Below are 12,964 nucleotides of genomic sequence, written 5' to 3'. Positions count from 1 at the left end.
TAAAGCTTAAAGATAATTTATTTTTGATTTTAAAACTTAAAAATTAATTTCTATACTCCTCAGGAATATCACACACCGGAATTGGATTGATTTTATGTTGCGCCGCTTTACTCATACGGCTGAAAATTTTGTACACTTCCAGATCGCGGCCTTTGTAGTCAGATTCAGATTTTGTTCCCCATTCTTTTTGGATTTTCTCCAACTCCGGATACGTCGCGCCAATCTGATCTTCATCGGTGCGTTCTGCATCCCACAAACCGTCTGTAGGAATCGCATTCTGAATACTTTCGATCAGATCTAAGGCTCTCGCAAGCTCATACACTTCCGTTTTGTAAAGATCAGCGATTGGCGAAACATCCACGCCGCCGTCGCCGTATTTCGTATAAAAACCAATCCCGAAATCTTCCACTTTATTTCCTGTTCCGCATACCAAAAGTCCGTTGATTTGACCGTAGTAATATAAGGTCAGCATTCTTAGACGCGATCTTGTGTTGGCAAATGCGAGCTTTTCATTTGGAAATTCTTCATCGTGAACGTCAAAAGTTTTATAAAGTTCTTCGAAAGCCGGCGTGAGATTTACCGACATTGCCTGTACGTTTTCAAATTTGCTTTCTAGATCTTTCATGTGTTCTTTGGCGCGGTTTACCTGATCTTCTTTCTGTCGGATCGGCATTTCGATCAGCAAAGTTTTCAGACCGGTCATGGCCACAAGTTTAGAAACCACTCCGGAATCCACACCGCCGGAAACTCCAACTACATATCCTTTCGCACCTGATTTTTGCGCATAATCTGTCAGCCATTGCACGATATGATTGATTACTTTTTGTGTCTGCATATTTTGTTTTTTAATTAGGTTTGAATTTTTTTGAATTTGAATTCGCTATTGCATTAAATGATAATAACATGTAAATTATCTTAAAAGTGGTTAAGCCATCAAGTCTTTCCATTTGCATGAAAAGATTTTGCCATTAATTCTGTATTTTTGTCTCATCAAAATTTAGGTAAAAATAATGAAGATTTTCAGAATTGCCGCATGCGTAAGCCTTGTTATCATGAGTCTTTCGTCGTGCAAAAAGGAAACCGAAAACAACTGGAAGGTCGAAATAAAAAGTCCGGCCCAACAAGTACAGATCACCGATATTTCAAAAATGTTTTATGATCAGAATGTGCCGATTGAAACTTTTTCAAAGCAGTTTCCTTGGTTTCAGGGAACGGTTTCTGCCGAAGATTTTGCTAAAAGACGCAGTGATCCGACGGAGGTGAAAATCTACACGGAAGCCATTAAGAAGATTAATCAACCGAAGCTTGCGCGTGAGCTGACCGATCTTTTTTCACATATTAAATATTATTTTCCACAGTTTAAGACACCGAAAGTCTATTTGTTTTCGTCTGCGCTTCAGATGGCGCAGGATCCGATCATCTACGATCCGGAAACCAATTTTCTGTTTATCGATATTACCGGTTTTTTAGGTTTTAAAAATCCACATTACAAAGGTCTCGAACTCTATTTTCAGAAAAGCATGAATGTGGAAAATATGGTTCCTAAAATTTCGCATGTTTTCGCTGAAAATATTGTTCCGTACAGCGGAAAAAGTCAGAAATTTATTGATCTGATGATTTACAACGGAAAAATGATGACACTTCAGGATGCATTTTTGCCCGAAACTCCGGAATATCTGAAAATGGATTATACGAAAGAGCAGTACACATGGGCAACTCAAAATGAAGCGAATATTTATAATTATTTTGTGGAAAGCAATTTAATTTTTGGTGACGATCACCGTCTGGCAGAGCGTTTCATTGCGCCAGGACCTTTTTCTAAATTTTATACCGAAATAGACAATCAGTCTTCGCCGATGGTCGGGATTTTTACCGGCTGGCAAATCTGTAAAGCTTATTTGGCTAAACATCCGGAAACAAAACTGACTGATTTCCTCAGAATGGACGCTACGAAAATTTTTAATGAAAGCAGTTACAAACCCGTCTTAGAATAATAAAATGTCTGCTGTTTTTTAGCAGGATTATCAAATAAATTAAACAATGAGAAAAACTCAGATCACGATAGATGTGGAACTCGATGAAAACCACATCCCGGAAAAAATGACTTGGAATGCTGCGGATGGCGGCGTGGAAAAAGAGGAAACCAAAGCGGTAATGATTTCGGTTTGGGACGAAAAAACTTCAGAAGCATTACGAATCGACCTTTGGACTAAGGAAATGCCAGTTGACCAAATGAAAATGTTCATGCATCAAATTCTGGTTTCTCTCGGAAACACCTATCAGCGCGCTACCGGCGAAGAAGATGTTGCAGCATGGATTGAGGAAATAGCGGAAGAGTTTGCGGTAAAATCTGCGATAAAAATGTAGGATGTTTCTTTTGCAAGATTTTTCTAAATATTTGAAATTAAGAAATAGAATTAATACATTCTCTTTTATTCTTGCTTTTATTATAAACACAATTTTTATAGTTTTATTGAATCTTACTGAATATGAAATTGCGTGGTTGGCAGGTATTATAATTTTTTATTTAGCACTCGTTCCTTTGCTTGAAAAAGTATTTGCAAATAAATATTTGAAAAATAATAAAAACCTTTTAAGCTTTATTTTTTACAGAGAATATTTTAATGATAATAAATTTGACATTCAAAAAAACTTTTCTAAAAAGGAAATAGAAGATTTTATAGAGTGTTTTCATTGTGAAGAATTTATTTTAAAGAATAAAATCCCTTTAGAATATTCTTATGTTAAAAATAAAAATTATAATGTACTGACTTTTGACAAAGCTTATTTGAAATATTATACCAGAACAATTTCTTGGGAAGTGTTATCATGGAAATATTCTTTTCGGGATAACGAGGGTATCGAAGAATACTTAGAAATTGAGTATGAGAATGAAAACGGAATAAGAATTAAAGAAGACATTATTACCGATAGAATAAAGCAAAAAACGTCATTTCATCTCTTTTTGTTATTTGTAATATATGATTTGAAATATGGACAGAGGCTTTCTCTTGACAGAGGTTATTATATGAAACACAAAAATTCTTTCAAAATTGATACTTTTGGGTAACTCTAAGAAACAGAAAAATTAATAGAAAAATAATGCAAGGAGGCGGATCTTGAAAAGTTGCAAAAACATCCAACTTCCATCACCCAACTTCCAACAAAAATATAAAACAATGAATTTCAATACAAAAGTTATACACGGCGGACAACACCACGAATCTGCAACAGGTTCTGTAAACGTTCCGGTTTTTTTAACATCTACTTTCGCACAGAAAAGTCCGGGAGTACATTCAGGATACGAATATTCAAGAGCGGCCAACCCTACAAGACAGGCTTTGGAAGACTCTTTGGCAAGCATTGAAAACGGAGCGAGAGGTTTGGCTTTCGGTTCTGGTTTGGCTGCGATTGACTGTGTTTTAAAATTATTAAATCCGGGCGACGAAGTGGTTGCTGTGGACGATTTATACGGTGGGACTTATAGAATGTTCACCAGACTTTTTGAAAAATATCAGCTGAAATTTATCTTCGTGAATTTTGATGATGCTTCAAAAATCAACGATGTCATTACCGATAAAACCAAATTAATCTGGATTGAAACACCAACCAATCCTTTGATGAAATTGGTAGACATCAAAGCAGTTGTAGAAATTGCAAAAGGAAAAAATATTTTGGTTGCGGTTGACAATACTTTTGCAACGCCATATCTTCAGAGACCAATCGATTTGGGAGCAGATATTGTGATGCATTCTGCAACAAAATATTTAGGTGGTCATTCCGATGTAATCGCCGGAGCTTTGATTGCTAAAGATGCTGAGTTGGGTGAAAAACTTCACTTCATTCAGTTTGCAAGCGGTGGAATTTTGGGTCCACACGATTCTTATTTGGTGTTAAGAGGAATTAAAACTTTGGCATTAAGAGTTCAGAGACATTCTGAAAACGGAATGGCTGTGGCGAAATATCTGGAATCTCATCCTGCAGTTGCGCAAGTTATCTATCCAGGATTAGAATCTCACCCGCAATATGAATTGGCAAAAGCTCAGATGAAAGATTTCGGAGGAATGGTTTCTTTCACTTTCAAATCGGGTAAAAAAGAAGATGCGATTAGATTCTTGGAAAAAGTTAGAGTGTTTACTTTAGCCGAATCTTTGGGTGGAGTAGAATCATTGGCAAATCACCCAGCTTTGATGACTCATGCATCAATTCCTGCTGAAAAACGTGCAGAATTAGGAATCACCGATGATTTAGTTCGTCTAAGCGTTGGAATCGAAGATGCAGAAGATTTGATTGCAGATTTGGAAAAAGCATTTTCTTAGATTTCGCTCATGACCGATTTTGAAAAATATGTGCAGCGGTATTTGGATCTTATTCCGTCTGAAAACTGGCTGCGCGAATTAAAAATTGTAGAGGAGAAAACAGTCGACTTGTATTCTGGTTTATCTGAAGCGCAGGCGATTTTTGCTTATGCTGAAGGTAAATGGACACTGAAAGAAGTTCTGCTTCATCTGACCGATACCGAAAGAATTTTTCAGTACCGAATTTTGGCTTTTGCCCGCGGTGAAATGAAAGAATTACCAGGGTTTGATGAAGAAAGTTATGCTGAAAATTCTTTTGCGAATGAGAGGAGCGTCAAATCTCTTTTGGAGGAATACCAGGCGGTACGAAAGTCTTTTGAGATTATGTGTAAGACGCTTAATCCTTCCGTTTTATTGAATAAAGGAATTGCCAGCGGAAATGAAATTGCGGTAGAAACAATTGCTAAAATGATTGTCGGGCATAATATTCATCATTTGAATGTGGTTGAGGAGAGATATTTATATTAGTTGATGCGAACGCTTAAGGATTTAGATATTGAAAAAAGTATAAAACCACGAAAACTGATTTTTGAAGAAAGCTGGTTTGATAAATCTGATAGTTTTATAAGCTACTTGATTTTTGTGGCATTGGGAATATCTTCAGTTCTGTGTCTGGATCAAATCAATCCTCAATCAAGCAACGATAGAGTGGGTTATTATCTTTTTCCGATAATTATTTCTTTGTGTCTGTATGGTTTTTACTGTAAGTTTTTTGAAAAAAATCTCAGAGAAATTAAGTTTTCAATTCATAAGGAAGATGCGAAGCAAAAAATTCTTGAATACGGAAAAAAGTATCATTACAGAATTTCCAAAATATCGGATAATTTAATATTCTTAAATGAACCTACGGATGATTTTGGTATGAAAAATACTGAAAAGACAATCTTGGTTTTTTTTAAAGGTGATGCGATTCTTTACACTTTAATAAAAGAAGGTTCCCGATTGAATTTCCCTGTTTTATTTTCGCAGCATCTTACCAGAAGAGATTTTAAAAAAATCTTAAAAAAGTAGGTAATAACTTAGAATAGTATTTTAATTTATTTCTGATGCATAAAAAAATTGTCTTAAAATATGTGACAATTTCATTTGTTTTAATGTCAGCCTCTTTTATAATTGGTTTTGCTTTTTCGTGGCTTTTCGATGATGAAAATGTAGGTAAAAAAGTTATATTCTTTTTCCCGTTAGCAATATTGTGGTTTGGGTGCTTATATTTTGCAATTTTGGTTCAAAGATTATTTAGAACTAAGAATATTCTGAAAAATAAATTTATAGGTCTTACCGATTTAATGGATGAAAATGTTTTAAAAATGTTGGGAGCTAGTTATAAAAAGAAGTTTCCTTTCATTTTAATATTTCCTTTGTTTATTTTTTTCATATTTATATTTTGTGCATTTAAAAGGAATTATCAAAAAAGACAGTTATCAAAATTCGGAGTTCAAAAGATTTTAACTGTCGATTCAGTATCATTTAATAAAAGTGGGAGAAATATACATACGACCTTAAACTACAATAATAAAAAATTCACATATATTTTTACAGTGAATGATTCTTTAAAAAAAAATGATTGTATAACATTGATTTTTCTTCAAAAAACCCAAATATCAATACTTTAAAGTAATTCGTCCTAAAAAATGGAAAACATCGTACAAATATTAAAATCCGGCGGCACAATCCTTTATCCAACAGACACGATCTGGGGAATTGGCTGTGACGCTACAAATATAGACGCCATCAATAAAATTTTCGACATCAAAAAGCGGGAGAAAAATAAGTCGATGATCATTCTCGTAGAAAATGAAAAAAGATTGCAGGATTTGGTTGATGTTCCGGAAATGGCTTGGGAAATCATGGATCTCAGCGAAAAGCCGGTCACTATTGTGTACGAAAATCCAAGAGGTTTGCCGAAAGAATTGCTTGCAGAAGACGGAAGCATCGGAATTCGCCTTGTAAAAGATTTGTACTGCAAAAAACTGATTACCAAACTTAACAAGCCTTTGGTTTCTACTTCAGCCAATTTCAGCGGCAATAAAAGTCCGTTGAAATTTTCTGATATTTCAAAAGAAATTATCAGTCTCGTAGATTATGCAGTGGAAGAAAACCGCGAAAAAGTTTCAGAATTTGCAGGCTCGTCCGTGATAAAAATCTGGAATGATAACAGGATAAAAGTTTTGCGTGAATAAAATTTTCAGAATAATTATCTTTGCACATTACAAAGCCATTAAAAAATCGGAATCTTCCCTGAAATCTGATTTTTTAATGGTTTTACATTACCTAACAAATTTAGAATCAAACATCTTCTCAAAATGTTGATCAATCTTAATCAGAATAAAAATCTGAAACTTTTTAAGCTTATTTCTGAAGTTGCTGCGGAAAATAACCAAACGGTATACGTTGTTGGCGGCTATGTGCGCGATCTTCTCATGAAAAGGAAAGCGTCGACAGATATTGATTTTGTGACCGAACAAAGCGGAATTTTGTTGGCTGAAAAAGTCGGTAAAGAATTAGATCCGAAGCTGAAAGTATCGGTTTTTAAGACGTACGGCACTGCGATGATTAAGTTTAAAGATCTTGAGCTTGAATTTGTTGGCGCCCGAAAAGAAAGTTACACCGAAAACAGCCGCAAACCCGAAGTAGAAGGTGGAACAATTGAAGATGACCAGAAAAGAAGAGATTTTACGATAAATGCAATGGCGATTTCGCTGAATGCAGAGAATTTTGGTGAACTGATCGATCCTTTCAACGGAACAGATGATCTTGAAAATAAAGTTTTAAAAACACCATTAGAGTCTTCTCAGACGTATTCAGACGATCCTTTACGAATGATGCGCGCGATTCGTTTTGCTTCAACTTTAAATTTTACTATTGAAGAAAATTCGCTTCAGTCTATTAAAAAAGAAGCTGAGAGAATCAAAATTGTTTCGATGGAAAGAATTATGGTTGAATTTAATAAAATCATGCTTTCTGAAAAACCTTCTGTCGGTTTAAAATTAATGGAAGAAACAGGTTTAATGAAGTTAATTATTCCTGAATTGATCGATTTGAAAGGCGTGGAAGAAGTGGAAGGGCAGACGCACAAAGATAATTTTTACCATACATTGGAAGTCGTAGATAATATTTGTGAAAACACAGATAATCTTTGGCTTCGCTGGGCCGCCTTACTTCACGATATCGGAAAAGCGCCAACGAAAAAATTTGTGGAAGGTACAGGCTGGACTTTCCATGGTCACGAGTTTTTAGGTTCAAAAATGGTAAAAAATCTTTTCCAGAAGCTGAAACTGCCGCTGAATTCCGACATGAAATATGTGCAGAAAATGGTAAAACTTTCTTCGCGACCGATTGCCCTGATTACCGATGACGCGTCAGATGCGGCACTTCGAAGATTGCTTTTTGATGCCGGAGAAGATATTGAAGATTTATTTACCCTTTGCAAAGCTGATATCACGACCAAAAACTCGAGAAAGGTTGAAAAGTTTAAGAAAAACTTTGAATATGTTGCCGTGAAAATGAAGGAAGTGGAAGAGAAAGATCAGGTGAGAAACTTTCAGCCGCCTATTTCGGGAGAAGAGATTATGGCAATGTTTGATCTTAAGCCCGGCCGCGAAATTGGGATTCTAAAGGAAAAAGTAAAAGAAGCGATTCTCGAAGGCGAGATTGCTAATGACCCTCTGGAAGCGCGTGATTTTGTGATCAGAGAAGCTGAGATATTGGGACTGAGTTTGATGAGTAAATAAATATTTTTCCTATATAAAGCAAAATTCCGGGCGGTTTCGAAGAAACCGCCCGGAATTTTTATTAAAGATGATAAATATTAATTAGAATAAACGGTTGTAGAACCTCTTCCCGAAGTGAACTTTTTGATGAAAGTTCCGGTAGAAGAATACACGCTTACTTCGCTATCCTGCGTGAAGTTTTTAACATCTGTAGTGAAAACTTTTCCATCCAAAACCGTAAATCCATAAAGAGTAAAATACGCACCGCCATCTACAGCCGTGATAATTGGCGAAGCAGGCACCGCTGTTGCTGTCATATCCATCGAATAGATTTTGTTGGCCGAACTGAAATAATATTTTCCACCTTCAACCTGAAGATTTCTTGCGTTATTAATTCCGGTAAGCGTTGTCGTTTTTGTAATCGATCCCGCGCTGTTGATTTCATAGATATATGAGTTTGCGGTTCCGTTCGTAACCGTGTACATATTGTTGTTGCTCGTAACAGTTTTTACGATATTTCCGTTTGGAAGCGTGATGGGCTGGCCGTCGATTTCGTTGGTTGATGTATTGATTTTTGTGAATTTATTTCCAAAATCATACGTTGCATTCTGCACCCAAACATTTCCTCCGGCAACCAAAACGCGCTCGGCAGTATCTGTGAAGTTTATTTTCTTTACGAAAGAAAGATCAGAAACTTTGTAAACACTCACGTATTTTGCTCCGTTATATTTGTCATTAGAAACATAGATCATCCCATTTGTAATCGCCATGTAACGCGGATTATCAAGCTGAGTTGTGATCTGAGCCGTTTTTTTGAAAGTGTAACGGTTTACTACCTGTATTTTATTTGAATTATTCAAAAGCAAATATGCTTTATCTCCGTCAAAAACGATGGTCTGCAAAACATCACCAAGATTTTCCTCGCCGTTGTTTGCTTTGTAAATTCCGTTTTGAACATTGTTTACGTCTTTAGAAAAGTACGTAACATCAGCATTTGGCGAGCCGAAATTTCCTTCATTAATAAGAAGATATCCGTTATCATACGTTTGTTTCGCCACCTCTTCGTAATCATCTTCTGTCGAACAGGCAACATTTAACAATAAAAGCATTCCGAAAAGAAGCTGTAATAATCTAGTGATTTTCATAATGTAAAATATATTTATTTTTTAAAAATTTAAAGTTGCGTAAAAGCTGTAATTGCGTTTTGGTAAAGGATAAAACGCTACAGTTTCATATACCGTATCGGTAATATTATTGATTCTCATCCCAAATGTATATTCCTTCAAAACAGTTGCTGAAATTCCCACGTTCATTACAAAATAAGGATCTATTGCGTCTTTACGGGTTTCATTTGAAGTAGTATAAGTGAGCCCGGTAAACATTCCCTGAGCGTATATTTTCAGGAATCGATATTCAAAATCGGCGTTAGCGGCGGCTTTATGCAAAGGAACATACATCAGCCGGTAGCCGGTGTCCAAATTTTTCGATTTCGTAAGTGCATAATTTGCAGACAGACGAAGTTGTGTATTCTCACCAAATTTTTTAAAATATTTCAGCTGATATTCGATTCCGTAAGACTCAACTCTGTTGATGTTGAAAGGCGAATAATAACCAAATGGCGTATTCAGCCACTGAATCATGTCATCGATTTTCATATAGTACGGCGTAAATGAAAACTGTAGATTTCCGAACTTAAATTCCTGCGTAAGATCTGCCTGCACAGAGTTTTCTGCTCTCAGATTCCGGTTTCCGCCGGGCTGCCAGTAAAGATCATTAAACGAAGGATATCTGAAGTTTTTGGATGTATTGAAACTGACAGAGTAGAAGTTGAAAACAGACCATTTTCCAGAAAGGGAAAAGAGAAGTGGCGCGGTGAAATCTTCTACAAAATCCTGTTTTACACCTGCCTCAAAACGCAGCTTGGAAGTAGCAAAATAACGCAGCAAACCTGATAGTGAGCCCACATTCCGCTTTACAATTCCCACACCCGAAGTTCCGAGACCTTCACCCTGATTTTGCTGAAGTTCTCCAATGACATTCACATTCCATTTCGGACTGAAAAAATAATTGAAGTCGTTTTTTAAAATATAATTTTTGTTGATTCCGCCGCTAGTGTATGCTTTATTCGGATCTCCAAAATACTGAAAATTATCTTCTGTGTAAGCTGCTTTAAAACTGTTTTCAAAAATTTTTGTTTTAAAATCCCAGGCAAAAAGACTGCGGAAAGTCTGCGCGTCGTATCGGCTTCGGTTGCCGTTTTCTTCCCGGATCGGATAGTTTTGTTCACCATCGTAAAGCTGACTTTGAAAAGAAATAATCTGTTGAGAATTTAGTTTATAAGCCGCACTGATATTAAAAGTATTGTTTTGAAATTTTCCGTTGAAATTCGTGTATCGCTTTTCAGGAACTTCGTAATCATTTTCGCTGATGAGATAATTGGCACTGGCTTTAAAACTGAACTTTTCATTGCTGTAGGAAGCCGTCAGGAAATGATTGAACGTTCCGAATGATGCAATTTCAGAATTTAATGAGCCGTGAAAACCTTGATTAAAGCTTAATTCATTATTTAAATGAATGCTTCCGCCAATAGCGCCACTTCCATAAATTACACTGCCTCCGCCAGATTTTATTTCGAGATTGTCGTACCCAAAAACCGCAATATTATTAATGTCACCTTGCCCGAGAAACTGCGAATTAATATTAATTCCGTTCCATACAAATGCCGTCTGCTGAGCCGTTGTTCCCCGGAATGAAGGCGAAGAAACAGCGCCACGGCCATTTTCTTTAATGTAAACCGGCGACTGAAAACGTAAAACCTCAGAAAGATTGGAAGAGTTTTTTTGAATATCTGCCGGCGAAAGCGTCGTTACCGGATGAAAAAGCTTTACCTTTCTCATCTGATTGTCGAAAACTACAACTGTATCAATGCTTTTTTCCTGCGCAAAGAACAGCGCAAGATTCAGAAAGCTGAAAACGAAAACCGAAGATTTTTTTATACCCATAAGTCTTTTGCACTTCCTCCGAGCACAATTATTTTTTATAAAATCCTGGCAGGTCTCCTGGCTTTCGCTTTTTCTGCACCTTCCCGCGTTAGCAGTGGTTATTCTACAGAAAAAATTTCGTGCGATTTACAGTTGCGGGGACAGCTCGGGGTTTGCACCCGATTCCCTCTTCGTTCCAATGTCTTGGAAACCAAAATTTTTGCAAATATAGTTTTTAATAAAAGAAAAATGTATGCATTTTATTCCTAAAACTACAAAAACGTCGAATCAAAATAAAAAGGAAGCAGATCTTTCACAGCATTTACTTTATAAATTTCTTCTTTCAGATTGCTGAAATAGACTTCAATATTTTCGTGCTGCTTCGTTTCGTATTCCATTAAACTCTGTCTGCACGCACCGCAAGGTGGAATGGCAGGTGTTTTTTCAGAAAAAATTCTCGGTCCGCCCACGATGAATATTTTTTTAATTTTCTGCTCCGGAAAGTTGGCTCCGATATAAAAAACAGCAGTTCTCTCAGCGCAAAGTCCGGAAGGGAAAGCTGCATTTTCCTGATTGTTGCCACAGATAATTTCACCGTTTTCTAGAAGTACCGCGCATCCGACAAAAAAATCAGAATATGGTGCGTATGCCTTTTCGCGTGCAGTTTTGGCTTTTTCAAATAAAGTTTTTTCAATATCTGAAAGCTCTGCGGCCGCGGTAAAATAATCGAAATTTAGCGTGAGTTCTTTTTTCATAAACTTGAAATAAAAGGGCGGTAAAAGTAATTGAATTTGCCGACGCTGGCAATATGTTTGTTAGCTATGTTATTTTGTAAATTTAGAATCAGAAAAACCAAACAATGTTATATTCAAAAATAAAATTCCGGAATGTAGAACTTGCCAACCGCTGGGTAATGTCGCCGATGTGTATGTATTCCAGCGAGAACGGTCTTCCTAATGATTTTCATTACGTGCATTACGGAAGCCGCGCACAGGGCGGAACCGGACTGATTATAGTGGAAGCTTCAGGTGTAGAGCCGAAGGGCCGGATCACCAATCACTGCATGGGAATATGGAATGATGAACAGGCTGCCGAACTCAAAAAAATTGTAGATTTTGTACACAGAAATTCCGAAAGTAAAATAGGTATCCAACTATCTCATGCCGGAAGAAAAGGATCGACGTTGGAAAATAAGCAGATTTCTGTGGAAGAAGGCTGGGAAACTCTGGCCCCAAGCGCAATTCCGTATCAGCCAGGCGAGAGAATTCCGCATGTTTTGACGGAAGATGAAATTAAAGATCAGGTTGAAAACTTCAGAGCTGCTGCAAAAAGAGCGGTGGATGCCGGTTTTGATTTAATTGAAATTCACGCTGCACACGGTTATCTGATTCACCAGTTTCTGTCACCGCTTTCGAACGTACGCGAAGATCGGTACGGCGGAAGTTTTGAAAACAGAATTCGTTTTTTAGTGGAAATCGTAGATGCAGTTAATGAAGAACTAAATGAAAATGTTGCTCTTTTTGTACGAATTTCCGGAACGGAATACGCCGAAAATGGTTGGGATCTGGATGAAAGTGTAAAACTGGCGAAGGTTTTAAAAGAACACAGTGTAGATTTGGTCGACGTATCGAGCGGCGGAAATATTCACGGCGCAAAAATCTCGGTTTTTGATGGTTATCAGGTTCCGTTTTCATCGAAAGTTAAAAATGAAGCAGATGTAAAAACCGGCGCTGTAGGTTTGATTACAACTGCAGAACAGGCCGAAGAAATTTTAGAAAAAGGCCATGCCGATCTTATCTTTGTCGCCCGTGAAATTCTTCGCAATCCTTATCTGGCGGTGCATGGATCTTTTGAAGAAAATGAAGAAAATTTCTTTCCAAAACAGTATCTTCGTGCCAAACCTCAAAAGTAAACT

At 36.8% G+C, this 12,964-nt stretch carries 14 protein-coding genes and 1 riboswitch; of the genes, 10 read left to right on the top strand and 4 right to left on the bottom strand.

Features of this window, described 5'->3' with window-relative positions:
- Positions 1-43: 43 nt before the first annotated feature.
- Entirely contained in the window at positions 44-835 is a 792-nt protein-coding gene (gene nadE / locus ASG01_RS11970; RefSeq protein WP_055863926.1) for an NAD(+) synthase, read from the bottom strand.
- 175 nt (positions 836-1,010) lie between these two features.
- Between nadE and ASG01_RS11965 the strand changes: the two genes are divergently transcribed.
- The 9 genes from ASG01_RS11965 to ASG01_RS11925 all read left to right on the top strand — a co-directional run bounded on the left by ASG01_RS11965 (position 1,011) and on the right by ASG01_RS11925 (position 8,089).
- A complete protein-coding gene (locus tag ASG01_RS11965; protein WP_082498359.1) occupies positions 1,011-1,994 on the top strand; it encodes a gliding motility protein GldB in 984 nt (327 codons plus the stop codon).
- 46 nt (positions 1,995-2,040) lie between these two features.
- Positions 2,041-2,367: a gliding motility protein GldC gene (gene gldC, locus ASG01_RS11960; protein WP_055863925.1), complete on the top strand. Its 327-nt coding sequence runs from the start codon at positions 2,041-2,043 to the stop codon at positions 2,365-2,367.
- A 1-nt stretch (position 2,368) separates the two neighbouring features.
- The gene (locus ASG01_RS11955) at positions 2,369-3,070 is read left to right on the top strand and encodes a hypothetical protein (RefSeq protein WP_055863922.1); all 702 of its coding nucleotides are present in this window, start codon (positions 2,369-2,371) and stop codon (positions 3,068-3,070) included.
- A gap of 67 nt (positions 3,071-3,137) precedes the next feature.
- Positions 3,138-4,319: a cystathionine gamma-synthase gene (locus tag ASG01_RS11950; RefSeq protein ID WP_262483868.1), complete on the top strand. Its 1,182-nt coding sequence runs from the start codon at positions 3,138-3,140 to the stop codon at positions 4,317-4,319.
- 9 nt (positions 4,320-4,328) lie between these two features.
- Positions 4,329-4,826, top strand: coding sequence for a DinB family protein (locus ASG01_RS11945; protein ID WP_055863919.1), 498 nt, complete (start codon positions 4,329-4,331; stop codon positions 4,824-4,826).
- Positions 4,827-4,829: 3 nt separating this feature from the next.
- On the top strand, positions 4,830-5,369 hold the full coding sequence (locus ASG01_RS11940) for a hypothetical protein (protein WP_055863918.1): 540 nt from the start codon (positions 4,830-4,832) through the stop codon (positions 5,367-5,369).
- A 35-nt stretch (positions 5,370-5,404) separates the two neighbouring features.
- Positions 5,405-5,971 carry a hypothetical protein gene (locus ASG01_RS11935; RefSeq protein ID WP_131725370.1) on the top strand — a complete coding sequence of 189 codons (567 nt, stop codon included), beginning with the start codon at positions 5,405-5,407 and terminating at the stop codon, positions 5,969-5,971.
- An 18-nt stretch (positions 5,972-5,989) separates the two neighbouring features.
- Positions 5,990-6,538 carry an L-threonylcarbamoyladenylate synthase gene (locus tag ASG01_RS11930; RefSeq protein WP_055863915.1) on the top strand — a complete coding sequence of 183 codons (549 nt, stop codon included), beginning with the start codon at positions 5,990-5,992 and terminating at the stop codon, positions 6,536-6,538.
- 123 nt (positions 6,539-6,661) lie between these two features.
- A complete protein-coding gene (locus tag ASG01_RS11925; RefSeq protein ID WP_055863914.1) occupies positions 6,662-8,089 on the top strand; it encodes a CCA tRNA nucleotidyltransferase in 1,428 nt (475 codons plus the stop codon).
- A 77-nt stretch (positions 8,090-8,166) separates the two neighbouring features.
- Here ASG01_RS11925 and ASG01_RS11920 read toward each other — a convergent pair whose 3' ends face one another.
- From ASG01_RS11920 to cdd, 3 genes are all read right to left on the bottom strand, one after another.
- Positions 8,167-9,213, bottom strand: a complete 1,047-nt coding sequence (locus ASG01_RS11920; protein ID WP_055863912.1) for a YncE family protein — start codon at positions 9,211-9,213, stop codon at positions 8,167-8,169.
- A gap of 21 nt (positions 9,214-9,234) precedes the next feature.
- Positions 9,235-11,070, bottom strand: a complete 1,836-nt coding sequence (locus ASG01_RS11915; protein WP_055863910.1) for a TonB-dependent receptor plug domain-containing protein — start codon at positions 11,068-11,070, stop codon at positions 9,235-9,237.
- Positions 11,071-11,099: 29 nt separating this feature from the next.
- A riboswitch (cobalamin riboswitch) is annotated at positions 11,100-11,280 on the bottom strand.
- Between the two features lie 41 nt (positions 11,281-11,321).
- A complete protein-coding gene (cdd, locus tag ASG01_RS11910) occupies positions 11,322-11,804 on the bottom strand; it encodes a cytidine deaminase (RefSeq protein ID WP_055863907.1) in 483 nt (160 codons plus the stop codon).
- A gap of 104 nt (positions 11,805-11,908) precedes the next feature.
- Here cdd and ASG01_RS11905 point away from each other — a divergent pair, with 104 nt between their 5' ends.
- Positions 11,909-12,961: an NADH:flavin oxidoreductase/NADH oxidase gene (locus ASG01_RS11905; protein ID WP_055863905.1), complete on the top strand. Its 1,053-nt coding sequence runs from the start codon at positions 11,909-11,911 to the stop codon at positions 12,959-12,961.
- Positions 12,962-12,964: the final 3 nt, after the last annotated feature.

It is taken from the genome of Chryseobacterium sp. Leaf180 (genome assembly GCF_001424585.1).
Lineage (GTDB): Bacteria > Bacteroidota > Bacteroidia > Flavobacteriales > Weeksellaceae > Chryseobacterium.
This window is presented reverse-complemented; position numbering and strand designations above follow the sequence as displayed.